The organism is Iocasia fonsfrigidae, assembly GCF_017751145.1.
Lineage (GTDB): Bacteria > Bacillota > Halanaerobiia > Halanaerobiales > DTU029 > Iocasia > Iocasia fonsfrigidae.
Genome location: NZ_CP046640.1, coordinates 90099 through 114704, shown reverse-complemented (window position 1 = coordinate 114704; position 24606 = coordinate 90099). Strand labels below are relative to the sequence as shown.

The window sequence follows — 24606 nt, the reverse complement described above, 5'->3', positions numbered from 1 at the left end:
CTTATCCTCCCAATATAGCTGTTTTTTCAATCTCTCGTTTGTCAATTTCCTGATAATCAAAGTTTTTAACTAACTTACCTTCTTTCATTACTATAATTCTACCTGCAATATTCAATAATTCATTTAATTCTGATGAAACTATGATTATACTTTTCCCCATTTGGGTCAACTCTCTAATTAATCTATAAACCTCTTCTTTAGCTCCAACATCTATTCCTTGGGTAGGTTCATCTAATAGTAAAATATCACAACCATTAATAACCCATTTGCCAATTGCAACTTTCTGCTGATTTCCACCACTTAAATTTTTAACTATTTGTTTAATAGATGGTGTTTTTATTTTGATATTATCCACCATTTGTTTAGAAGATTCTCTGATATTTTTGTAATTTAATATACCTTTACTTAAAAAATTATCAAAAGAAGTATAAATAAGATTTTCCCATACTGTTCTATCAACAACCAAGGCCTGATCTTTTCTCTTTTCTGGAACTAATCCTACACCAGATTTAATTGCTCCATTGGGCCCCAATGGTTTATAATTTTTACCATAAATTTCTATAGTCCCTTGATCGAAATCATCTATACCAAATAAAATCTTCATTAATTCCGTTCTTCCTGAACCTACTAAACCATAAAAACCTAAAACTTCTTTTTTATATAAATCAAAATTAATATCACTTACATTTCCATTTGAAACACCTCGAACTTCCATTATTATCTCATTAGAATCGCATTCGATAGAATATTTTTTTGATTCTATCTTATCTCCAATCATTAATTCAGCAATGTCATTTTCCCCAATGTCATCACTTACAGGCAAAGTAGTAATTTTCTTGCCATTTCTCAAGACAGTAAATCTATCTCCTATTTGAAATATTTCTTCTAATTTATGAGAAATATAAATTACAGTTATTCCTTTCGAACAGAGAATCTCAATTGTTTTTAATAAAGTTTTAAATTCTTCTGCAGTTAAAGTTGCAGATGGTTCATCCATAATCAAAATTTCAGGTTCTTTTTGTAGAGCCTTGGCAATCTCAATCATTTGTTGATCAGCTCTACTTAACTCTGCTATGTTTTTATTTATATCTAATTCAACATCTAATTCTCTCAAGATAACTTTTGATATTTCTTTCATTTTTCTCCAGTCTAAAATTCCATTATTTTTTTTAAGATAATTTCCGAGAAAAATGTTTTCATACACAGATAATTCGGGTACTAAAGAAAGTTCTTGATAGATAGCTGCTATACCTAACTTATTTGCTTCTAATGGACTATTTATATTAACTTTTTTCCCTTTTAGAATTATATCTCCAATATCGGGTCTATGTACCCCCATTAATACCTTTATCAATGTAGACTTTCCGGCTCCATTAGCACCTAATAAACAATGAACTTCACCTTTTAAAACAGAGAAATTAATATCTTCCAAAGCCCTAACACTAGGAAAAGTCTTGGTGATATTTTTCATTTCAAAAACTAAATCATCCATTTGTATTCACCTCAAAATTTAAGATACTACTTTTACTACTTCTCCTTTCTTTTTAATATAATTTTTCAATCTATTAAACATTAGTCTTTATAAAATTATTGAATTTTAACTAATCTCTAATATTTTCTGAGCTGTTTTTTTGTCTGTAAATAATACATTTACATATTTTTTCTTTAAAGCACCTATAATAGGCTGCGCTTTTTCTTCTCCAACTGCTATTCCTATTGAATATTTTTTTTCTTTTAGTTTATCTAAACTGATACCTAAGGTCCTTTCATTTAAACTTTTATCTACTAAAACCCCATTAATATCAAAATATCTAGCACATATATCACCCACAGCTCCATTATTTATTAAATTTTCATATTTTTCAGGTTTAAAATATCCTGCTTTATACAAAACTGAATTTTTGTTAATTTTACCAATGCCAAAAATTGCAACTTGTGCTTGTTCTGCAATTTTTAGATTATTGCTAATATTACTATCACTTAAAAATGATTTAGCTATATCTTTATTATCAACTATTGCTGGACTTGGTAAATAATAAGGTTCTCCATTAAAGGCAGAAGCAAAAGTTTCTAAAATTGAATAAGCGGAAGTAGAATACTTACTTTGAGCTATTGCTCCATTTAATTCCACCACTTTTATATTTTTTTTATTAAACTTACAAAAATTATTTGCTATTTTATTCATTGTATTACCCCATGATACTCCAATGGTTTCTCCATCTAAAATTATCTCTTCTAAAAAGGCACATAATTGTGAAGATATATCCTTAAAGATTAAATCATTTTCACTATATAAATTATCAGCTACAAATACTTCTTTAGCATTAAATTTTCTCATCATTTCTTTTTCTATTTTAAAATTAGGATGGTATGAATAGTCAATACTAAATTTAACTATATCTTTTTCTCTTGCCTCTTTGAGTTTTCTACTAACTGTAGCTCTTGAAATATTAAGTATTTCCGCAATTTCTTTTTGTGACTTATTTAATTCATAATATAATTTAGCTATATCAATAATTCTCCTTTTATTCATATTAGATCACCCCTTAATCAAATTTTGAAATTAATTTCATTGTATGTATATAATTTCAATTTCTATATATATTAATTATACATAAAAGTCATAATTCCTTTATTTTTGCATAAAATAATAATATTCATAATATTATAAATATTATGAACTATGTTTTATATCGCAGGAAAATATTAAAAAATAATAGGAATAGAATATTCCAGAACCTTAGAAAACCCGCCTTCATAGCGGGTTTTCTAAACTCTATAATCCGATCAAATCCAGAACACCTTTTGGCTTCACCACATTTCAAATAAGCATTTATAACATAATTACCGTTTTTCTATTTGAATAAAACAAGCTAAACTATCTCCTATTAAAGAACAAGTTATATGGACCATAGTAACTTACCTGTGCTACTAAATCAGAAGCAACATTATATGGCAACTGACCTCTATCAACCTGATTACCTACTACATTAGCAAGGATCCGCCTGAACACTTCTGTTCTGGAAGAATAAGATAAGAGTTTTCTAGAATCAGTTACCATTCCCGCATAGTTATAAAATAAATCAACTGTACCTACTTGTTTTATGGTCTTTTTGAATTCTTCTGTATCTAATTTTAATGTAATTCTAATTTAATTTTAACCACAATTTAATCTTAACACGATATAATATAAGTAACCCGTTAAGGGATCACATAGATATTTTCTCCTTCCTTGCCAACCTTCTGGTTGGCTTTTTCTTTTTACGAAAAATATAATGGTAACCTTATTCATTCTTTTATTTTTTCATATTTACAATACTCTTCCTATAAAATAAAAAAAGAACTGCACCCAGGGCAAATAAAATACTACCCTAAAGTGCGGTTAAATCGATTCCTATTAACTTTAGAAATTACTAATTTGAAATATAATTTAATTCACCTAGCTATGTATTTTATTTGTCATTCCTTATAAGCTGAAACAAGGTTCCTCGTCATTTCCAATGTGACAGGAGCTCCTCCCACTCCAAAATTATTTTTTTGTAATGGAATTATCATACACCATATATTTCTTCCATTCTGAGATTTGATTTTATCATTAATTGAAATTAATGCATTAGTAATATCTGAAAATAATTTTTTCTTGCTTTTATCATTAAATGCATTTGAAAATGCATATATTTTCACTAATATTTTATCTTGCTTGCTCCTTTCTCCACCAACATATAGGCAGCCAAATTCTTTGATATCTAGTAAAGCAATAGATCTTGATATCGGATTATCTATAAGGCCTTCTGAATCCAATAGAATTTTAGTCATCTTCTTTACTAGAACAGTCTTTTCCTCATCAGTAATAAAATTTTTAGTTACTAAAATTTCTGCATACGGCATTGTTTCCACTCTCCTATTTTTTTGCATTTAATTATATTTCGTGATACAGCATTATTTTCCTGTAAAAATAGCCAAAATATTATTTTATAAAAACCATCCCTAATGAGACTTTTCTTCTTCAGTCTTTCTTTTAACAAAAAACCCATGTTTTTTAAATCAGGTAACCTTTTTCAGATTGTTTTTTATTTGTTTTATCAGCGTCATGGACTTTGCTTTTGGATTTAGACACTATCACTACCTCATTTTTAATCTAATTCTAATTTCATTTTAACCATAATTTAATCTTAGCGCTATATAATATAAGTAACCCGTTAAGGGATCACATAGATTTTTCAACATTATTTACTACCTCTTTCGTAGGCCAACCATTTGGTTGGCCATTTTTTTATGCATTAAAAAAGAGCAGCTATTAATTTTTTTCTCTATCTAGAAGTTTTTCATATTCATTTAATAGTTTATCTAACTCCTGACTCTTCATTATTACATTCTCATCTTGCATTCCTTTTTCTTTAACTAATTTATGCAGTTCTTTGCGTAAATCTTGTATCATAGCAATTATTTTTTTCTTTTCTATATTTATCACCTCTAACTATAATATCTTCAGTTAGAGATTTTTTTATTCTCTGTAATATATATACCATTTTTTTTGCTGCAATTTATATCGTTATGATTATAATATGGTTCCCATAATACTTAGGTCATTATCAATTAAGTTACTCTAGATATTTATTCACATTTTATTCCGATTCTTCAAGAAGGGGCTAGAAAAGAATTTGAAAATTATCTTTCAGAAGGAAATTTTGAAAAAGATAATGAATATAAAAAATCCCGCCTCGCGACGAGTTTATCAAAACTTTATAATCCCTGTCCATTAATGGCGGACGGACTAGGACTCAAACAAACACCCTTTGTTTAAATAGTAAGATAAGTAATAAACATAGGTGTTTCACCTTCACCTATTTCAAAACCACATCTCTTATAAAATCCTATTTCGTCATCATAAGCAATTAAAACTTTGCATGCACAATCTTGATATTTTTTTATCATCAAATTAACTAATTCTTTCCCAATTCCTTTGCCTTGATATTCTGGTCTAACTAACAAGTAATGAATGTAAGCAGTCATTACACCATCGGAAAGACAATTTATTAATCCTACTAATTTCTTTTTATCCCAAGCAGAAAATACTGTATGTGAATTTTTCATTGCTGCTTGTAGCTTATCTGGATAATCACCTGAACTCCATTCCACTGAAAGAAATAATTCCTGTAATTGTTGAATAGCAAATTCCTTTCTAGTTTTATATGCAATTTTCATATCATTAACCCTCCAAACATTTAAACAAATTAACTGCTTTTTCATTTTCTTTAAGATATAAATATGCTATCCCCTTACTTAAGTAAAAAGTTGCTTCATGTTCACCTAACTTCAATGCTTCATCATAACAAAAAATTGCTTCATTAAATTTGTGTAGCTTAATGTATATTTCCCCTTTCAATTTATAGATAGCAGGTATTTTATTATTTATATCCAAAGCCAAATCTATAAATGATAAGGCTTTTTCGTATTCTCGAAGTTTGTACTTAATGTTACTTTTATCATAATAATACTGCCATGTTTCCTCATCTTCTACTGCAAAAACAATTGCAGTATTTGTCATAAATAATATGACTAATACTATTAAAAGCATTTTCCTCTTATATAATCTCATAAATTACCCCACCTTTATATTTATCATATTTTCATTAAACTCTATTTTAATTTATTTTTTTCATAATCATCTTCACTTCGCTAATTTCATCATAGAAAACATTCTTTTTCAGTACCACTCTTCTTCTTCGTTATCAATAGAATCAATAATCACTAAATCTTAACCACATCACCCTATATAAAAAAGAAAAATTATAAACAATTATTTACAAGCAAACTTTAACCCAATTTTAATATTAATTTAACTCTATATTAATACTTATAATGTATACTATAAATAACTCATTAAGAGAAAACATAAACTAGCAGACTATTTTTTCATGTTTCCTTCGGTTGGCTTCTTTATTTTTATATAAGGTTCCATAATAATAAATCTTTTGCACTCTAAGTATATTTTTTTATCTCATCCATTTGCTCTAAGACTTTAATCATATCATAAAGCATCTTATTTACTGGAGTATTTACTCCATGCTCTAATCCAAGCTTATAAATAGTCCCAGCAAACATATCCACTTCTGTTTTCCTACCTCCCTCTATGTCTTGACACATGGATGTTTTCCCATTAGGTGATAGTTCCATCATTATATTAATAAATTCATCTATATCTTTAATTTCAAGATTAATTCCTATTTTCTTAGATATTTCTATCACTTCTTCCATAGAGTTTTTAATCAAACCCAAAGCTTTATTTGATTTTTGAAAAACCCCATAGGGGGCTCTCAATACTGCTGAAACCTGATTAATACCAACATTGACCATAAATTTCCACCATAATGAACGCATTATATTCTCTGGTATTTCATATGGAATTTCAGCCTTATCAAACAACTCCTCAACAGCTAGTACATTTTCTGAATATGTATTATCCTTTTCACCAAAAACTATTTTCCCAATATTAGAAAATTTAATATTTGTACCTTCCCTAACTGCATCTATTGCAACACACATGGCATAGAGCATTTTTCTCATACCGTATTCATTACCTAGTATTTCTTCGCTTGAAATACCATTTAATAGAGATAAGATTATGGTATTAGGCCCCACATGTTTTCTCATATCTTCTATGGTGTGCTTTAAATGATGATATTTTACTGAAACCAGTATGAGATCAGCTGGCTCAATATCTTCCTCTGGTGATATGAAATCAAAATTGTATTTTTTACCATTGACATCAAAACCCTGTTTACTATATCTTTCTATTCTATCTTTACTTGCTATTACTTTAAGTGATATTGACTCTACTTCATTTAGTTTACTGCCATAGGCCGCTCCGATGGCTCCAAGTCCTATTAGTGATACTTTCTTTATTTTCATCATATACCTCCTCATATAATATACTTAATCCTAAATCCCACGTCAAATTAATTTTACCTTCAATTCGACTTTAACTTATGAATAATTCAGGTAACATCTCCTATATTGTAACATTTTCACCACCACCTTGCCATAGATCTTGTTATGATTTATAAATTTTCACATATTAAGCAGACTCTTCAAAACTTCTACAGAACCGTCAGCAAATATTCAATTGTACTTCTTAGGGTAAACATTTTTCATACACCACCTTATATGGATAATTGTATTAATTAATCACGTATGGCTGTCTTAATTATTTTAGCTGCAACAAAAATATATTTTAAGCGATATGTATCTATTAAGCCAAAAATACATCTCTCATAATCTTCATCTATCATGAATAAACACTCCTGCAAATCGACAAGAATTCACAAAAGCAATTTGAACCCCCCCCACCCAGAGCAACTTAACGCTCCAAGTGCAGTTAAATATGTTTTAGATGCTATAAAAGGAACTTTTTCCCATGACTTTGATTCCTCATTGATTTTAATCTAATTCTAATCTCACTCTAACTTTATTTTAATCTTAGTACTATATAATATAAGTATCCCATTAAGGAATTACATAGAATTTTTCATTTAGATTAATCCTCCTTTAATTAGCAATTAGCCAGCCATTTGGTTGGCTAATTTCATATTCCCCTTTCTTTATAATAAAAACACCAGATTATACTAATTCAGTGTTTTAAAAATTTAACCTAATTTTAAAACCAATTTAACTTAATCTTAATACTATATACTATAGACAACCCACTAAGAGATAACATAAATTAAATACTTTTTTTCAATTTTTGTCCTCCTTTTTTGACAGCCGTTAGGTTGGTTTTTTTGTATCATGTATAATAACAGAATCGTATTAATTTTGAGTTACTATTTGCAGAGAATGATAAAAAATCATATAATAGATATACAAATGTAGCACAAAATACTAAAATAAAAGGAGCAGCAGATGAATAAATTTAAAGTATTTTTTTTAATAATTATATTAACTGCAACAATTTTTATGGTACATAACGCTAAAGCTGAAGATTCAATTAATTTTTTGCTAAAGATATTTAATATTGAACAGAAAGAAGCTGATTATTTTGTTAAACTAGATCTATCCAATGAAGATCTGGGACTTGTTTTTTATCTTTACTCTAATTCTGATAGGCCAATGACAAGAAATGATCTTCAATATATTGAAAAATACAAGAATAATATACGATACCTTTCTCTTTATTTTGGTATGCCTCCTATAATGTTTGAGGATGGGATAATAAAATTACATCACCCCAGCCGCAAAAGACTTTTCCCCCCAATATCTGCTAAAAAGTATGAAAAAAGAAACAAAACAAAGCATGGAGAAGAAAAAATTGAGGTAAAGGGAAATAAATATGAATACAAATATATTAATAAGAGACATCATATTGTAGAAAATATTGAAATTAAAAAGAACAAATATGATTATTATTACAAAGATTCCAATATAATAGAAAAATTATCTGTTAAATACCCCAATTACAAATACCAATACTACTATAAAAATTTTAATACAGGTGAAGAAATTAGAAAACAAGGACGAGGTAAAGCACTAGATCCTAAATTATTATACAGAGAATTAAAAGAAGAAAAACAGAATGACCCAAGTTTTATATTTAGCTTAAAGATTAATATCAATTTAAAAAAATAATCAAAAAAGAGCAGCTGTAATAGCTACTCTATTATTCTACCTCCTGGTTGCCATCAGGGGGCAATTTATTTTGAAGGAGGATTCACATATACTTCTATTAATGACAGTATAACACACATTTTGGCCATATGGACCTTTTTTGACGCAAAGAAAAGAAAGAATAATCTATGGGCTTAGCCTCTTTCAACATTAACCATGTAGCAAAAAATCTTACAAAAGACAATATATTAAAAGAAATAAAAAATATTATATCTATTCAGAACCCAGAAAAAAGATTGGAAGCTTACGACCTATTAGCAATGAAATTAGGATTTAATCTACAAAATCTAATGACAAAAATAGATCAGTTACCCAATTCGAAGGAAATAACATGAAAAATACAAGACCATTTAAAGTTAATGGCCCTTGGGAAATAACACACAACCGGGGGAAATCTTCTAGACATAGCAGCTAATCAAAATCAGACATGGGAGATAGCTATACCTGGTATTTTGTATGCCTGATGGCCGCAAAGTAAAACCCAGGACAGCATATAATCGCTATACTAATATCTTTAAAAAGGCTGGTTTATCACAATTCAATTTAAAATCACTAAGAAATACACATGCTACTTTTCTCCTCCAGGCTGGAGTACATTCTAAAATAGTCCAGAAGCGCTTAGGTCATTCATCAATTAAAGTTACTCTAGATATTTATTCACATGTTTTCCAATTCTTCAAAAAAGGGCTGTAAAATAATTTGAAAAAAATAACGGGGAAAAGCCGGGGATATAAAAAATCCCGCCTTCCCGGCGGGTTTATCAAAACTCTATAATCCTTGTCATATTAATGGCGGAGGGACTGGGACTCGAACCCAGACACCTTTCGGCTTCACCGGATTTCAAGTCCGATAAGGCAGGAAATATTAACATTCCTATACTCACTTTATCATTGATATATAAGGCATTATTAGAGTGGCACAAACATATGTATGTATAAAAGTTTATTAGCATATATTAAAAATGTCTACTTCATGGCGACATTTTTTGACCCCCTTGTATAACAATGTTATACATTGTATAACAAATCTTAAGGAGATGATTATATATGAATATTGGCATAGATATAGGTTTTGGATTCGTGAAAGCAACTGACGGACAGAAACAAGTCATATTCCCCTCTGTAGTTGGTGAAGGCAGAAATATCAGGTACAACACTGGAATTAATGATAATAGTATAATGGACAACCTTATGCTGCAGCTAGAAGGAAATAATTATTTTGTTGGCAATCTGGCTAACCGGCAAAGTGACATTGTAATGTCTACTCTCTCCCAGAATAGGGTTAATAGTATAGAGAATGAAATATTATTTTGTACAGCCCTGGGATTACTGGACCCTTTAGGGGGAGTTAATATAGTTACTGGCCTGCCCGTGAATGAGTATTCGGATAGGTTTAAAGAGAAGTTACTTGAAACATTAAGGGGCTATCATCAGTTCTCTCTCAATGGTTCACACCATAACATTAAAGTAAGCAATTGCAAGGTTATACCTCAACCGTTCGGGACTATATTCGACCAGCTGCTTGATGACCAGGGAAAGATACTCAACCCAGACTATGCTAATATTACTCTGGGCATTATTGATATAGGTTTCCGTACCTCTGATTTTGCTGTAGCGGATAACCTGGAGTATGTTGATAAAATGAGTTCTTCATCTAATATAGCCCTCAGCTCGGCTTATAAACTTATTGCCAGGGAGTTAAATGCAGAGTATGGAATTACAAAACCATTGTATCAACTTGATCAGATTATCCGTGATAAACAAATTATAATTAATGGTGAAGAAGTAGATCTGGCCTCTTTGAAAGAAAAAGCCTTCCGATTAACTGCTCAAAATATAATATCAGAAGTAAGCACACTTTGGAATATATGGGAGATAGAAACTATATTAGTTGCCGGTGGCGGTGGGATAGCATTATATGATTACCTTTCAAGCCAATTAGATAATATAATGCTGGTTAGGGCTGGCCAGTTTAGTAACGTCAATGGATATTTTAAGATGGCCAATAGGTCCTGGTAATATGATAGTTGTTAGATTTCGCCAAGGCCGAGATGATGAATTAAGGGAATGGTATGAGAGTCTTCCTAAGGGGGATAGATCCAGGGTGGTAAGGGAGATTCTGGAGGGGCATATTAAGGGGAGTATTGTTAAAAATGATGAGCCAATAGTAAAAGCTGATAAACAAGAACCAAGTGATAATAATATTGAAAATAAAATTGATAATTTAATGGATGGGTTTTAAGATAAATATTTTAATATGATAAAAATAATCTGTTTATGTTATTTAATAACCTTTTTTATAAATTAAAGCTTCCTTACTACACGCTTTTTTAAATTTTTGATTTCAATTAGTCTTTTTATAAATTTATATATTTTATATGGAAAAATAAAAATACCAATTAATACTGATAAATATAGTTTAATAATAAAATAAAATAACCATCCTATTATTGGCATCCATATAAAAGAATTAGGCTGTAATTTAGTTAATGTGACCCAACCAATAGGCACCGAAGAAAAACCATATGAAACCCATAAAAAATATAAAACTACAGAAGAATCAAATTCCACAAATTCTCTTAAAATAATAAACTTATAATAAAAAGTGCCAATAAATATAAAAATCGATAATCCTAAAATTTTTAAAATAGATAATTTTTCAGAATTAATTTCATTAATAAAGCATGTATCACATAATGGATAATTATACTTATTTGTACATTCAGGACACAAGGCTTTTCCACAATCTAAACACTGTGAAGAAGCGTCCCTATTATAGTGTTTATAACATTTCATAAAGTCTTACACCTCTTATTTTTGTGTTGATAAATACATTATTATAACTAATAAGAATTGCAAAGCAAGTTAAACAAACTTTTTCTTTTATATTTCACGATATAACATTAATTTCCTGCAAAAAAATAGGTAAATTTACTCAAAATATGATTATTTATGAGATAAAAAAAGACCGCACCCAGGACAAAAACTACCCCAAGTGCGGTTAAATAATACCTATTCAATTTTAGAAGTTGTAATTCAGCCCTAATATCAAACCACTATGCTCTAGATCACCAGGTACCACATTAACCCCAGTAATAACACCTACATTACTTTTGCTCTTCAATAGCTTATCAATTATATCTTTTTGAACCTCAACCAACTGCTGTAGATTATCATTACTCTGTACCAGTTGCTTATTATCCGCTTCAGCAGCTCGATACAACTGCTGATACTCAATAGCTATCATAGCCATATCTTTGTAAGCTGCTACCAAATCCTGATAGTTGTCAGGTATTTTGAGATTATCAATATCGGGTGGCTTATCCTCTGTTAGTCCTATCCCAGAAAAGGTGAATAGTATCAAGAAAATTAATAACATATGGAAGTATTTATTCAGCCTTTTAGATAATTTTTTGTCTTTTTCTTCTCTATTTTTTATATTGTTTTTAATCTCAGCAGTTTTTTCTTTTTCCGCTTCAGCCCGATCCATTATCTCCTGACTTTCTTTTTTTATTTTCCCAGTCCCCAGACCAAAAATAGCCAGGATTCCAGCAACAACCCCGGCCAACTTTGTCCCCAGAAAATATCCTACTACCAATAAAATAAAGGCAATAATAATGTAAATATATATTTTCTTCAAGTTAAATCCCTCCTTAGCTTATCCATATTTATGCAAGGGCATTTCTTCCACTTATACCCCTCAAATTCACTATGCCCTAGTACATTATCAACTGTTACACCATATGCATTAATAAGCTGCTGAATCAGCTCTTTTGTGGCCTGATATTGTATATCTGTAGGAGGATAATTACTAAAATCTCCAACTAAGCAAACACCTAATGAAAACCTGTTATGCTTTCCTACATGATAACTTTTTGTGGTTGCAGAATTACACTTGTATACGGTTCCATCTGCATCGATAACATAATGATACCCGATACCTGGCCAATCATTTGTTTCTACATGATACCTAGCAAACGCCTCAACATCGCTACCGCCTGGTATATTATCAGTTAGGCTATGATGTATAGCAATATAATATATTGAGTTAAGCGGCCTTTCCTGATATCTTTTTTGTGGGTGGACGGGTAACTTTCCTCTCATATCAACTATTTTCAACTCGCACCACCAAATTTCTTTTCTTTAGTCTGCAATAACTTTTCTTTGAGAAATGGCGGCCAGGGGAATCCCAACACATCGGTATTCTCAATAATGCTAATACCCTCCGTAACACTAGCCCATAATATAGCGAAAGACCGAACTCCTTTCAATCCGGCCTGGTCAAGTAGATTAGCAAATATTATTATTATAATGTAGGTTAATATTTTCTTGCCACCTTGCCTTCCTGTCTTACTTGACAATTGATGTTTCATATATGATTTTGCGACCCCTGTAATCAAGTCTAGAAATAGCAATGCTACAAATGATGTTAATATTGTCCCGAACCCCCCAGTTAGAAATGTAATTATACTTCCGGCCGCTGATATAATTAATTTGAGTGATGGGTTATCAATTAATTTTTCAAAGATATGTCTAATGTTAATGTTCATTTTCTCACCTCATTTTTTCTATCGCATGAAAAAAGACCCTAACGGGCCTGTAATTGCTTATCATATTCCCTTCTGTCTTTGAATTCCTCTTTCTTACCTATATTCCATTGTGAAACTGGGGTCAAGAACCCTACAACTCTGCTGTATATTTCACACTTCTGTCTTGCCATATTAATACCCCGCCTCACTTTTGATTACTTCTTGACTAATATCAATCACCTCTAAGTCCTCGATACTATCTCCAGGATAACTTAATGCTGTTATGTTGCCTTCAATATTATTATTAGCATCGATTATATTTTGCTTGAATTCTTTCACAATAGCATAGTCGCTGACCCTGATTGTACTATCCCAGTCGTCAGGAATATCAGCTTTGGTACCGTCCAACAAGTTAATTTGATGGCATTCCGGGAACCTACTGGTAATAACAGCATTAGCATTATTTTTCAGCTGTAATATCATATTTTCTTTCTTAATCTCAAATTGCTCGGCCAATTCTGCATCAGTAAGCGGTGGTTCCTCTGTCATCCATCCATCTTCCGGCTCCACTCCTAGCTCTGCAATTTCGTGAGTATTTCTATCGCTATCCCAGAAAATTTGTCCCCGATAATCAGCTACTATAGTCCATTCCTGACTGCCTTCATCAAACACAGCTGCCTCATTTTCTTCTGGTATGGGCGGTTCTACATCTGTAGCATGAGCAGGGATGAGATGTTTCCCCGGTTCAAGTGGATTTTCTCTTGCTTGACTTTCTCCTAGCAATTCTCCTGTTTTTCTTGAATAATGATATATTTTCACTTGATACACCTCCTAATATTTGATACATGGTAGTAAGGCAACGTTACGGGGGCGGGTTTCGGAACTGCCTGTATAAGTTGTGTCAACACTTTGCTTTTCATCAGTCCTTGAAGTATTCCCTGGTCTTGCTGCTGGTTCAGCGTTTTCGTTATAGACGTAAAATTGATGATTATGACTTTTGAATTTGTCCTCCTGCCAACTCCCCAACACACGCCCAGCATCAACTCCACGACCATGATCCCAGCCTCTGACGAACTCACCACGAAGGTCGGGCAACCTGAAATTTTCTCCACTTTCACCATATGTTGTTCCAATCACAGCGAACAAGTCAGAATAAGTTGTTTTGCTGAGATATGTTCCATCACACACCAGATAGCCATCCGGGGGAGTATCGCCAGAGAACCATAGTACTGCGCCTGGGGGTACTACTAATGTATTAGCATAGCTCTTAGCATTTTGTTCTGCAGTAGCTGCTACGCTATCAGCATACTCTTCGCTTGCTACAGAACTAGCCCCTACTCCATGCACACCAGTAATTTCCCCCGCATGATTATCAACTTTCTGCTGACTCCCTTCTGTACTTTCTATAGAACTAGCTCCTACACCGTGCACGTCGGTAGAGCTTTCCTTATGAGTACCATAATCATCATCCAATGTATTAATTGATATATATATTGTGTTAAATAACCAGTTTAGCCAGTTAAATGGCGGCCTTTCACCTGCTAGCCAGCCATTATCTTTCTTGCTTTCAGGAGGCTCTAAAATCTCACCTTCCCACCGGGGTAATTTGTCAACTATTTTCCCCATATTATCACTTCCTTCCTATACTAATGGTTCTGCTTCATCTGGAGGCTGATAGACAGCGCCAAGCGTGCCGCCTATTTCCTGATTTTCGTCAGAAAAACCACCCAGTCCATCTGAGTCATCTTCATCAATCACCGGTATATAATTGCCCTGTTCATCAAACTGCGGTTCGTCTGCCAACGCAAATGTGCCTTTTCCAGACAGGTAAGGCCTTACCCCTGCAGCAGCCAATCTATTCAAAACGCTAGTGAATTGGTCTATTGCGACCAGCAAATTGCTTAATACTCCTGCAGTAACCCTGACCTCAAAACTAGCCGGCTCATAAGAAATAGCTGACCAGTCTGGCTCTATAATCTCTATATCATCACGGTTTATCTGCAGTAGTGTAACAATATAATCTATTATGCTATTTACATCACCACCGGAAAGGTTGCTTTGTATCTTAGAACGTATAAGCAACTTATATAATTCATCATGAGCCCGACCTCTAAGCTGGCCTACATTAGCACCGTGTAAGTCCAGACTTTTCCCGTAAGCATTTTCAAGAGAGCTAATTTCCTCAACATTATCCTTCGCCTTTTCTATTTGACTAATCTCATCAACGAAAATCTGTAAGAACTTCCCCAGATTGCTATCAGTAATCTTCAAAAATACATCAGGCAGCCTATTAAGATATTCTTCTAACTTATTCATACCTCAACCACCTCAATGTTAACTTCTTCAATTCTGGCTACTTCTGCAAACCCTATTTCAATAGTTTCCTGACCTGTAGGATTTTCGCTGGTTCCTAAGTATAGAGTGACATCAATTATTCCTGCAGTACCTTGATAGGCCAGAGAAATAACCCTCGAATATGACACATCATCTGATATAGATAATTCTCCGTTAATGTAGTCCATGATATAATCTTTTATATCGTTGATATAACTCTGCTGGAATTCAATAGTAGTTGACAGCTCCATGGTAATATATATATCTACCCTGGTAGCCCTAGAGAAGGACCTCTGCTTTTCTAATCCTGTATCATCAATCACTGTCCGTGTAATATCTCCGAAACTCTGAATTCCAGCTGCTCCAACGGAAAATATTGCCTCAGCTATTTCCTGATCATCACCACCAAGAACAATAGGATTATACGATTTTGGGGGCAATCCGTTACCGTCTACTGTATCTGTGAAGTTCTCAATTACTATACAGGCACTTGCTTCTGTTTTTTCTAGAATAGTAGCCCGAATTGATGAACCGGTAGAACCGCCTGATTTGTCTGTTGAGTTCTTATACCTTCTGCGAAACTCTGCTGATGTTTCTAAGTCAGTACCACCGGCAGTACCAACCTCATTATTAACACTATCTAGGCCAGAAATGGGATTAACCACAACTGTAATTCTATTAGGTCCTACATTTCCAGTGTCTCCTATTTCAACTGCTCTAATAGGCAATATTAATTCTCCGCTTTCTCCTATTTGCTCTATAATTTCGTTTCTAGTCTCAAAACGAATTGGATCAGGGTCATCAGTCTCAACAAGGAAACCAGGTTCAATTATAGTCCCCTGGTCTCCAGAAAAAGTTACTTCCCCAACTGCCCGGGTTCCGGTCAATCTTGATATTCCAATATATTGCCCGATTGAAAATAATGCGTGACCTATAGCTGTATCTATGAAATGGGAGTTATATACCCCTTCCAGAGCGGACCATATTAGAGCAAGTGGAAAAGAAATGAGTCTTATTAATATACCCAACACTGAAAACCTACCCGGGCTAATATTACTCCCAAACAATGTTCTTGCTTTGGTCATCATATCGTCCTCTATTGCCTGCCTAGGTTTTCTCCTGAACCCTGTATCTGTTACTCCATATTGTTCAGAAATTTAGATCACCTCCCCAACTTGCATGTTCAGAATCTCTCCATCAACAGTTTTTGCCTTGAAATTAATTATTAATTTTCTATCAGTCCCGTTATAAGCCGATTCCAAAGATGTGACCTCGTCTATCTCATCAAAGGAGTTAATTATTTTCAACATTTCTTTCTTTAATTCTGGTTCGCTGTTTTTCTTCCCCAGGATATCAATATAATTAATACCAGCATCAACATCAAGAAACCACTCGTTTTTGTGAATGCTTAGAGCAATTTTGAGTCGCTGTTTCAATTCTTCTATGTCGTTGACTAGCGCCAGGTCATTTTCTTCAATTACCAGGTCACCCTGTGCATCTAATCTCAAATCTTTCACACTATCACCTACCCTGAACTTACTTTATTGCTGCCAGAAGTTATACTTCCAGTGTAGACCCCTGCTGAACTACCACCTGTAACTTCAACCTGAACACTGTCCCCCTGACGTGCAATACCAGCACCGCCACCAGCCAGATTAACCTCATCTGCATTTATATTGGCCGTGCTGCAATTAATATTAATTTCACCACCAGGAGTAATCTCAATATTCGTCTCACCATCCTGGCTGCCAATATAGAGATTCTCCCCAACATTCGGAAGGTCATCAGCCTGTTCTACCTGGAGACCTCCGATTATTACCGCATCATCAAGACTGAATGACCTCTTATACTGGACTTCCTCCGGCTCCCCGGTAATAAGGAGTTTGTCAAGTGCTTTCTGGTTGAATAGCACTTGGACCACGTCACCCTTTTGATATGGTGGTATAATAACAAAAGTTCCAGCTCTTATGCTGCTAACTGGAACTTCTAATATGGGAGGATATGTAACTTGTTCTCCATTTAATTCTTTTTTAGCAAGCAATTCTATATTACCCCTTAATTTACTAGAATCATACTTAAGTATCCTAGCCGGTAGAGCAACATTTAACTTGTCTAATTTATCATCAATAACCTTTCTTATTATCTTATTAAGCTCCATATTCCTCTACCTCCATCTCAGTCAAAAAATCATCACCTGAAAGAACGTGCTGGCCATCTATAACACGATATAGACCGTTAATAGTCTTGCTCTCTATCCTAACAATGCTATCAGCCCAGATACGGTAATTAAGTAGGCTCCTGACATCATATATAGTCTTGCCATCTTTTGTACCTTTCTCAGGGGATGATATAAGGCCAGTATTGCTATTCAGATTCACTATTTGTTGTGTGCCTCTTTCTGGGTCACGAAAATATATACTCCCTCTTGATACGTGAATCTTAGCATTAAGGTCTGCTGCTAACTCTTCCAGTGCTGCCTTACAAGTAGTTGAAAAAGTCTTACCTTTTTCATATCTAACATTTTTTGACACTTCAAATCCCCCAAGGCCAAAAGGAAGCAAGTTTATAATATCAGAAGCTATACTTTGTGCCCTTTGTCCTGAGGACCATGTTTTATTAACGACAGCATTTAACCAGGCATCTGTGTTGTCCCCCAGGATTAATTCAGTCTCCCGGTCAATATCAGTATACCTAGTACTATAGCTGACAATTACACCAGGCAATAACACTCCTATATCGCCATCATAGCCAGCTTTTAATCTCACGTTTTTATCCTTTTCAAACATATTAATAGTGTTCTGAGAAAGATTATATATCCTGCAATAACCAGTATTCCCCTCAGAATCGTCATTGAACCCTATTTCAAATTCCATGTCCAAATCAGGGTATCTCAAAGCTTTATCATCAATTATTAATTCCGCTTGTCTAAGAAAGGCAGGCACATTACTCACCTACCTCTATAATCCAGGGTTTAACACTATTCATAAAATTATCAAAAGTAATACCTATCTCATCAGCTTCTCCTGATGGGTCAGCAGGATATATACTCACACCTTCTGGCAGTCTATCATCAGTAATGCCGGCAAGCATATCATTAGCATAGACAATCCTACGTCCAGCTATGATATATGCCCCTTCGTTGTCAAACAAATCAAAGAAAAAGGCCTCGTCTATGGGATTCCAGGAGACGCGAAAAATAAGCTGGACATTACCTAATGTTATAGCAAACTGATCAGGCCTATGTTCTATATCTTCTATGCTAATCGGTAGATATTTCATTCTTCATCATCTCCTGAATCATTATCCCCTGATGCTGCCCCAATTATTTCTGATAGAATAGATGACAATGTATCTTCGTCCACATCATCATCTCCTGGATCCCTTATATCTGTTTTTGAATTATCTCCCTGGGCCTGAGTGCCAGTTACTGGGTCTACTCCTAACTCTACCTGTATAGTTTCCTGTTCGACAACTCTGATTTGCTTCAATGTAATACTACAACGAAAGCCATTTTCTATAGCAGAATCCTTAACAGGATTGAACTCTTCAATGACCATATTCTCATATACCTGCAAGGCTCCTACAACTTCAATAACTTCTTTCTGCTGAGTGATTTCCAGTAGTCTATCATATTTTTCATCAGCAGTTGCCCCTTCTTCACCGGTTATTGTGCATTCCAAGGGCAGTGTTGTAGGCTGATTCTCTACATGGTCAGCTATACTCCCGCCCTCTTCAACTGGCTTATCAGTTACACGATTGGAAAAAGTGGGGCTCTCTGATGTAGTTGCATCAACCAGCACATCATCAATATATGTCCATGGCATTTTATACACCTACCTCTGCTGCTTCCATGCCTAGAAAGGTTTCTAGCTCTTTCCTGACAGCTCTACCTGTTTCTTCTGGGTTGTCAGCAGCTTCTACTTTTATTTCTCCTACGCTAACATTATTATTTACACTTCGGTTGTTATTCTGTATCTGTCTTTGAGTCTTTTGGGCTTCTTTTTCTATCTCGTCCTCTGCTGCATTATTATCAAAGCCTAAAAATCCTCTCGCTTTATCCTGTAAGAACCCTGGCAATATATTAATAGCGGCTTCTAACCCCGATCTTATTAAGCCCCCAAAGTCAAAGTTATCTGCAAACCAATTTTTTATACTATCCCACCAGCCAATTATGGTATCTAATATTCCGTTGAAGAAATTGGTTACCTCTTCTGTACTGGTTCCAAAAAGTTCAAAGAATCCATCAGTAAACCTCTGCACACTTTCAATTAATCCATTCCAGTGTTTCATGAAAAAACTAAAATCCAACGTTAATAATGAAACCAATCCTCCAGTTACAAGGCCTACTAAATTGTATATTATCCCCAACGCTCCTGCGACCATATCTTTAATACTAGTCCATCCTCTACTCCAGCCTGCAGTAATATAAGGTACTAAATCAACCATATCATAGCCAACTCCTAAAAGGTCAAGAAACCAATCAATTACCTTAAATATTGTTGATTCTCCACCTTTAAATCCAACCCAGAGGTCCTCTACAGCTAGAATAATTAGGGGTATGACAGCAAGCCATCCTAACAGTGCTCCAGCAGATATTCCTAATAATCCTGATGCTGCAGCAATTAATCCTTTTATAGCAGCTGCTCCTTTTACGATAAAACCAATAGATGCGCCAAGCCCAGTAACAGCAGTAACAATACCCAGGAAGCCAGCAGCAACTTTAAGTGTCCTGTTCTCCCTTAAGGAATACAAGAAATCATTAACCAATCCCAATCCTCTAGAAAGAACCGGCATAAACATTGAACCCATATCCCCAGATAAGTCTTTCAAAATTCCTCTAAAACCCTCAGTTTGTCTTGCCCATTGATCCTGTGTTTCTTGCGCCTGTCCAATTGCATCCTGGGACTGTTCAACAATACCCATATATGTAGCAATGGCTTTCTGTTGTTTTGTAAGCTCTGCTCCTTGCTCTGCCAGGCCTTCTCGATATGCTATATTTTTAATTTCGGTCTCATCTAACACTATACCAAGTTGTTTCAAGCCTTCTCTTTCCCCGGTAATACCAGCCTGCATCTTTCTCATAGCATCTTCAGTTGAAATAGTCTCATCTGTAAAAGCCCCTAAATCTACACCCATTTGAGTAAATTCTTTTGATAATTCTGTTGCTTCACCTCTAGCAAAACCCATAGGGACTAGCAGATCTTGAAATCCAGAAAGCCATCTAGCTGTATCTAATTCAGATTGGCCTAGGCTTCTACTAAAATCTCCAGCCCAATCCAGAGTCTCATTAGCATAGTCTCCGAAAACAACCTGAAACTTACTCATAGTTTCTTCTGCTTTACCAGCCTGGTTAACTAATCCTAGAATTGCAGCCCCACCACCAGCAGCAACCCCAGCAAGTTTATACCGCATTTCTGTTAAAAACCCTATTCCTTTTTTTATAGAATTAGATGCAAAATCAAAAGCTCTCTGGATAGTGTTCCCGGCATTACTACCAGCAGCTCCTAAAGCTCTAAATGAATTAGAGCCATCATTTGCACTATCTACAAGCCCATCAGTTTGATTATTAGCCTTAATAAGACCAGAATTATCTAAATCCCACCCTATTCCTATTCCCATTTTTCTTACTAACCCATCCATTTAGAGCCCCCCTTTCTTCGGTTTCATCTCTTTGTTTAACTCAGCTAATGCTGCATAAGCCTCATAGAATTCCTCTGTGTCTAATTTGTCTGCTTCCATTTTCATGATTCCACCTATTAAAATTAACTGCCAGTACATTTTCCTTTGCCCTTTGATTAAACGTCTGTATGCTCCAAAATTGGGCTTTATATTGCCTTCTGCATCAGTTTCAGATAATCTAGGATTAAAGAAACTTCTGTACCTCTTCCTGAAATTGATTTACTTCTTCCATACTTTCAAAGTCGTTTATTTTGAAGCCTTTTGGCTTGATTACAACATGATCTAAAATACCCTGTACAAAATCAGAAGATTTAATATTTCCATTCCTATCCCGGCAATTATAGTCATGATCCATACACCATTTAATTCCTGGATGTTGCAAAATAAATTCCTTTTCATTCTCTCCTGAACCAACAACAATTTTCTTATTTTTATTTTCTGGCATTTATATCCCTCCATTAGTTATTTGTTTTATTTAAGATACTCCAGAGAATGTTTCTTCATAATCAGCAATAAGCAAAGTAAATTCCTTGTCAGAAACACTACCTCCGCGTTCAAAAGAACCAGGATTACTTATCATAGCTTCGCTTCCGCCAGCAGAAACATCACCATCAAAATTCTGGTCCTCTACATTAACAGCAAACTTATTACCAGCCTTGTAGAGTTCCTGCAATTTCTGAATAGAAGGGGAATTATGCTTAAGAGTAATTGTCATAGAAGCTACATCATTAGCACTTTTTACAAATGTAACTTCTCCCTGAGCCCCTACATGAGTTTCTACCTTATCCTCTGACCTTTCAGCTGAAATCATGCTATCTTCAGCAAAGCCAGTCACAACATGACCATCAACAACTACATATATTTCAGTAGAGTCATACTGATCAGCCATTTATTACACCTCCAAAAAATTATTTATACCTGAACAACTCCGGAAACAGTAAGACTATGTATAGCGCCGGCAGCTGTGAAGTCAAAATTAACATCAGGCAGGTTCCTATTAGCTCTAGCATTTTGAGGTATATCCTGCCTCCGGGGCGCATCAATATTCCAGAGTGGCTCCCCATCTTCTTCAGCAATTACTCCCCGGTTAACACCTACCCTGAATATTTCTTTCATGGCGGAAGTTATCTGGCTAATTCCAGCATTTGTATAGGATATCTTATCTTCATTGATTAACAGCTGAAATATATTTTCTGTCAACCTGGCATCCATCCAGTCGATAGCTCTCTGTATATCCAGATATTCCCCTGTTACTGTTTTTCCTTCTGCAGTGTAATCTGCGCCCATTTCATGAATCACCGGGTTCATATTGGGCTCCCCTTCGCCAGGACTAAGCATAGAACTTACATCAGCATTAGTATAGCCAGAGTTTTCAACTCCACTAAGCTGCTTCCACTTCCAAGTAGCACTTCCTGGGTCTGTAGCAAACATACGACTCATAATAGCTGCATCAATATACTGTTCTGTGGTAGAAGGAAAAACCCCTGTCTTATCAGAAAGCAAGCTGTAAGCACTAAGTGTTGTCCAATCTGCTTCAACAGGCGAAGTAATGAACAGCTTATTAGCTGGTATCCAGCCATCTGCTGCCTCAATATCAGCCTGTTCCCTGGAGGCAAGCAATAGACCATACCAATCATCATTAACCTCTATTACCTGATTAAGAGCCTCTTCAATATCTGTAGCCGTACCATCTGTTTCATTGATATATATACCCTGCATTGTCAAAACCCCAGCATTCGGCTGTTGTGATAAGTATGCATTAGCCATATCCTGAGCCAGTTGTGTAGCATTTGCAGGTATATCATCAATGCTTCTAATCTCTACATAGTCATATTCGCTACCTGCATCAGCCACAGGGTCAAGAATGAACCCCAGGCCAAAACCTGCCTGAGATATCGGTGTAGTCTTGTCAGTAATATTAATCGTTATAAATCTAGACATTTTTTCACCTTCCTTATAAATTAATTTCCTGAGTCTCTCCATCTGTTCCGGTAGCTTCTATAGTTTCTATAGTCTCATAAGTTACCTTCACAGCATCTTTGAATTCTAGAATCACATCAAAGCCATACCTTTTTTCATAATCAGACTCTAAATATACAGTCCTGTCTTCTATCTCCATAACTTCACGAATAACACAGTCATAACCATTATCCCTTAACCACCAGTCTCCCAGCCCATGAACATAGAACCATTCACGAACTCTATTAATCGGGATCATAATATTATTAAACCCAGTAAACGATAGTGTCGCCTCCGGGAAAAAGATATTCTCTATTTCAATGTCATTTTCAAACTCTGGATCCTCACTCTCAATAACCTTTGTACTTTGAATTATCGTATGTCTTGCCCCAGTATTAGCAAACAGTATCATGTTATATACTATACGGTTATTTTTCAACTGCCCAGGGGGTACCTTTTGATTAGCTTTCACCAGTTGGTCTACTCCTGAATGGTCAACAAGAGGATAATATATTTCATTCATGAAGTTGTCTATATTAATCATGAGCTATCATCCTGCTTTCTTACAGCAATCCATTTCACAAAATCGGCATGAGTGGTGCGGTCATTAACAGTATCAAAAACATATTTATTATCTAGATAGCTTATTTCATCATCTTTCTTGAGCTCTATAGTTTCAATTTCTTCTGTATCCAGGTTTAAAGCCTCAATTGGTACCGTTATAAACACCTTAATGTCCTGAGTGGTGTATCCTAGCCCCTCATATCTCTGTACTTGCTCAGCAGAAATAGGGAATATAGCTGCCTCAATTTGATAGTTAACCTCAGATCCTTCTATCCAATTAGGGCCATCCCAGTGACCTTCTGTTTTATGCTTGATGGTATATTTTTTGCTGTATTTTTTTATTAATCGTTCAAATTTCATGGGATCAACCCCTTATTTTATAGGTTATAGCCTGCTTGAGTCTGCCTTCATCAATCAAAGGATTACTACTACCTTTCTGCTGCGCTGTAAATGGATGATTAGGAGGCCTACTTATTTTTGTTAAATATTCCTGCAGCTGGGTAACAATATAATTGCCTAGTATATCCAGACCAGCTTTAGGGGTAATTTTCAGACCAATTACCTTATATACTATCTCTTCGCCCGTTTTTTGAAAGTCTTTTTTCTTAGTATCAAAACCAGCACGCATAAAAGACCGCTCCGGAATAGTAATCTTATCTGTATCGTTTCTAAGATGGAATCCAATAGCATGAAGATAGTTCCTCATCTTTTCAGTAACCTCAATTTCTACACCAAATTCATGAACTCTGGCTATCATTAGAATATGGGAATCATCCTCACCAAATATACCTATCTCAAGATGATGAGAACCCAGGTATTCAATAGCCTTTGCTATCTCTGGAATATAATTAAATTCTTCCTTAACCTTTACACCCATA

The 24606-nt window shown here is 34.5% G+C and carries 32 protein-coding genes and 2 pseudogenes; 4 read left to right on the top strand and 30 right to left on the bottom strand.

From position 1 onward, the window contains the following. Position 1 precedes the first annotated feature (1 nt). The 8 genes and pseudogenes from GM661_RS00685 to GM661_RS00650 all read right to left on the bottom strand — a co-directional run bounded on the left by GM661_RS00685 (position 2) and on the right by GM661_RS00650 (position 6912). Positions 2 to 1492, bottom strand: a complete 1491-nt coding sequence (locus GM661_RS00685; protein WP_230868307.1) for a sugar ABC transporter ATP-binding protein — start codon at positions 1490 to 1492, stop codon at positions 2 to 4. Positions 1493 to 1597: 105 nt separating this feature from the next. Further along, positions 1598 to 2533: a sugar-binding transcriptional regulator gene (locus tag GM661_RS00680; protein WP_230868306.1), complete on the bottom strand. Its 936-nt coding sequence runs from the start codon at positions 2531 to 2533 to the stop codon at positions 1598 to 1600. 345 nt (positions 2534 to 2878) lie between these two features. Then, positions 2879 to 3106, bottom strand: a pseudogene (locus GM661_RS00675) (glucuronate isomerase); the annotation flags it as partial. Between the two features lie 353 nt (positions 3107 to 3459). Then, positions 3460 to 3888 carry a hypothetical protein gene (locus tag GM661_RS00670; RefSeq protein WP_230868304.1) on the bottom strand — a complete coding sequence of 143 codons (429 nt, stop codon included), beginning with the start codon at positions 3886 to 3888 and terminating at the stop codon, positions 3460 to 3462. A 409-nt stretch (positions 3889 to 4297) separates the two neighbouring features. Further along, entirely contained in the window at positions 4298 to 4471 is a 174-nt protein-coding gene (locus tag GM661_RS00665) for an aspartyl-phosphate phosphatase Spo0E family protein (RefSeq protein WP_164522094.1), read from the bottom strand. A gap of 329 nt (positions 4472 to 4800) precedes the next feature. Further along, a complete protein-coding gene (locus GM661_RS00660) occupies positions 4801 to 5205 on the bottom strand; it encodes a GNAT family N-acetyltransferase (protein ID WP_230868303.1) in 405 nt (134 codons plus the stop codon). 4 nt (positions 5206 to 5209) lie between these two features. Then, positions 5210 to 5599, bottom strand: coding sequence for a tetratricopeptide repeat protein (locus tag GM661_RS00655; protein ID WP_230868302.1), 390 nt, complete (start codon positions 5597 to 5599; stop codon positions 5210 to 5212). A gap of 383 nt (positions 5600 to 5982) precedes the next feature. Next, positions 5983 to 6912 (bottom strand): ketopantoate reductase family protein, encoded by a 930-nt coding sequence (locus tag GM661_RS00650; RefSeq protein WP_230868301.1) that lies wholly within the window; start codon positions 6910 to 6912, stop codon positions 5983 to 5985. A gap of 990 nt (positions 6913 to 7902) precedes the next feature. On the opposite strand from GM661_RS00650, the gene GM661_RS00645 reads away from it, so the two are divergent. The 4 genes from GM661_RS00645 to GM661_RS00630 all read left to right on the top strand — a co-directional run bounded on the left by GM661_RS00645 (position 7903) and on the right by GM661_RS00630 (position 10905). Continuing rightward, entirely contained in the window at positions 7903 to 8625 is a 723-nt protein-coding gene (locus tag GM661_RS00645; RefSeq protein ID WP_230868300.1) for a hypothetical protein, read from the top strand. Positions 8626 to 9120: 495 nt separating this feature from the next. Then, positions 9121 to 9357, top strand: a complete 237-nt coding sequence (locus GM661_RS00640) for a tyrosine-type recombinase/integrase (RefSeq protein WP_230868299.1) — start codon at positions 9121 to 9123, stop codon at positions 9355 to 9357. 353 nt (positions 9358 to 9710) lie between these two features. After that, on the top strand, positions 9711 to 10682 hold the full coding sequence (locus GM661_RS00635) for a ParM/StbA family protein (protein WP_230868298.1): 972 nt from the start codon (positions 9711 to 9713) through the stop codon (positions 10680 to 10682). A gap of 1 nt (position 10683) precedes the next feature. Then, on the top strand, positions 10684 to 10905 hold the full coding sequence (locus tag GM661_RS00630; protein ID WP_230868297.1) for a hypothetical protein: 222 nt from the start codon (positions 10684 to 10686) through the stop codon (positions 10903 to 10905). A 62-nt stretch (positions 10906 to 10967) separates the two neighbouring features. Here the strand turns inward: GM661_RS00630 and GM661_RS00625 are convergent, their stop codons facing one another. The 22 genes and pseudogenes from GM661_RS00625 to GM661_RS00520 form a co-directional block, all read right to left on the bottom strand. Further along, positions 10968 to 11459, bottom strand: a complete 492-nt coding sequence (locus GM661_RS00625; RefSeq protein WP_230868296.1) for a hypothetical protein — start codon at positions 11457 to 11459, stop codon at positions 10968 to 10970. A gap of 226 nt (positions 11460 to 11685) precedes the next feature. Further along, positions 11686 to 12303, bottom strand: a complete 618-nt coding sequence (locus tag GM661_RS00620) for a hypothetical protein (protein WP_230868295.1) — start codon at positions 12301 to 12303, stop codon at positions 11686 to 11688. Then, positions 12300 to 12782 carry a peptidoglycan recognition protein family protein gene (locus tag GM661_RS00615; RefSeq protein ID WP_230868294.1) on the bottom strand — a complete coding sequence of 161 codons (483 nt, stop codon included), beginning with the start codon at positions 12780 to 12782 and terminating at the stop codon, positions 12300 to 12302. Before GM661_RS00615 ends, GM661_RS00620 begins: the two co-directional genes overlap by 4 nt. Then, entirely contained in the window at positions 12779 to 13213 is a 435-nt protein-coding gene (locus tag GM661_RS00610; protein WP_230868293.1) for a phage holin family protein, read from the bottom strand. The genes GM661_RS00615 and GM661_RS00610 overlap by 4 nt, the downstream gene beginning before the upstream one ends. Positions 13214 to 13251: 38 nt before the next feature. Beyond that, positions 13252 to 13374: pseudogene (nrdD, locus tag GM661_RS00605) on the bottom strand (anaerobic ribonucleoside-triphosphate reductase); the annotation flags it as partial. Positions 13375 to 13384: 10 nt separating this feature from the next. Next, positions 13385 to 14011 carry a hypothetical protein gene (locus GM661_RS00600; protein ID WP_230868291.1) on the bottom strand — a complete coding sequence of 209 codons (627 nt, stop codon included), beginning with the start codon at positions 14009 to 14011 and terminating at the stop codon, positions 13385 to 13387. Positions 14012 to 14023: 12 nt separating this feature from the next. Beyond that, positions 14024 to 14818, bottom strand: a complete 795-nt coding sequence (locus GM661_RS00595) for a phage tail protein (RefSeq protein ID WP_230868290.1) — start codon at positions 14816 to 14818, stop codon at positions 14024 to 14026. A gap of 15 nt (positions 14819 to 14833) precedes the next feature. Then, complete coding sequence (locus GM661_RS00590) at positions 14834 to 15508, bottom strand: hypothetical protein (RefSeq protein ID WP_230868289.1); 675 nt, start codon at positions 15506 to 15508, stop codon at positions 14834 to 14836. Then, on the bottom strand, positions 15505 to 16611 hold the full coding sequence (locus tag GM661_RS00585; RefSeq protein WP_230868288.1) for a baseplate J/gp47 family protein: 1107 nt from the start codon (positions 16609 to 16611) through the stop codon (positions 15505 to 15507). The genes GM661_RS00590 and GM661_RS00585 overlap by 4 nt, the downstream gene beginning before the upstream one ends. Positions 16612 to 16683: 72 nt before the next feature. Then, on the bottom strand, positions 16684 to 17043 hold the full coding sequence (locus GM661_RS00580) for a GPW/gp25 family protein (RefSeq protein ID WP_230868287.1): 360 nt from the start codon (positions 17041 to 17043) through the stop codon (positions 16684 to 16686). 8 nt (positions 17044 to 17051) lie between these two features. Then, the gene (locus GM661_RS00575; RefSeq protein WP_230868286.1) at positions 17052 to 17684 is read right to left on the bottom strand and encodes a Gp138 family membrane-puncturing spike protein; all 633 of its coding nucleotides are present in this window, start codon (positions 17682 to 17684) and stop codon (positions 17052 to 17054) included. Next, a complete protein-coding gene (locus GM661_RS00570) occupies positions 17674 to 18468 on the bottom strand; it encodes a phage protein (protein ID WP_230868285.1) in 795 nt (264 codons plus the stop codon). The genes GM661_RS00575 and GM661_RS00570 overlap by 11 nt, the downstream gene beginning before the upstream one ends. A gap of 1 nt (position 18469) precedes the next feature. Then, complete coding sequence (locus GM661_RS00565; protein ID WP_230868284.1) at positions 18470 to 18805, bottom strand: phage baseplate plug family protein; 336 nt, start codon at positions 18803 to 18805, stop codon at positions 18470 to 18472. Beyond that, positions 18802 to 19350 carry a phage baseplate protein gene (locus GM661_RS00560; protein ID WP_230868283.1) on the bottom strand — a complete coding sequence of 183 codons (549 nt, stop codon included), beginning with the start codon at positions 19348 to 19350 and terminating at the stop codon, positions 18802 to 18804. The genes GM661_RS00565 and GM661_RS00560 overlap by 4 nt, the downstream gene beginning before the upstream one ends. Position 19351: 1 nt before the next feature. Then, positions 19352 to 21166: a hypothetical protein gene (locus GM661_RS00555; protein WP_230868282.1), complete on the bottom strand. Its 1815-nt coding sequence runs from the start codon at positions 21164 to 21166 to the stop codon at positions 19352 to 19354. Continuing rightward, positions 21167 to 21304, bottom strand: coding sequence for a hypothetical protein (locus GM661_RS00550; protein ID WP_230868281.1), 138 nt, complete (start codon positions 21302 to 21304; stop codon positions 21167 to 21169). 85 nt (positions 21305 to 21389) lie between these two features. Beyond that, on the bottom strand, positions 21390 to 21650 hold the full coding sequence (locus GM661_RS00545; protein WP_230868280.1) for a hypothetical protein: 261 nt from the start codon (positions 21648 to 21650) through the stop codon (positions 21390 to 21392). A gap of 30 nt (positions 21651 to 21680) precedes the next feature. After that, positions 21681 to 22094, bottom strand: a complete 414-nt coding sequence (locus tag GM661_RS00540; protein WP_230868279.1) for a phage structural protein — start codon at positions 22092 to 22094, stop codon at positions 21681 to 21683. Positions 22095 to 22117: 23 nt separating this feature from the next. After that, a complete protein-coding gene (locus tag GM661_RS00535) occupies positions 22118 to 23146 on the bottom strand; it encodes a DUF3383 family protein (protein ID WP_230868278.1) in 1029 nt (342 codons plus the stop codon). Positions 23147 to 23159: 13 nt separating this feature from the next. After that, on the bottom strand, positions 23160 to 23708 hold the full coding sequence (locus GM661_RS00530; protein ID WP_230868277.1) for a phage neck terminator protein: 549 nt from the start codon (positions 23706 to 23708) through the stop codon (positions 23160 to 23162). Then, complete coding sequence (locus tag GM661_RS00525; RefSeq protein ID WP_230868276.1) at positions 23705 to 24088, bottom strand: hypothetical protein; 384 nt, start codon at positions 24086 to 24088, stop codon at positions 23705 to 23707. Before GM661_RS00525 ends, GM661_RS00530 begins: the two co-directional genes overlap by 4 nt. Before the next feature lie 4 nt (positions 24089 to 24092). Further along, the gene (locus GM661_RS00520) at positions 24093 to 24605 is read right to left on the bottom strand and encodes a hypothetical protein (protein ID WP_230868275.1); all 513 of its coding nucleotides are present in this window, start codon (positions 24603 to 24605) and stop codon (positions 24093 to 24095) included. Position 24606 lies beyond the last annotated feature (1 nt).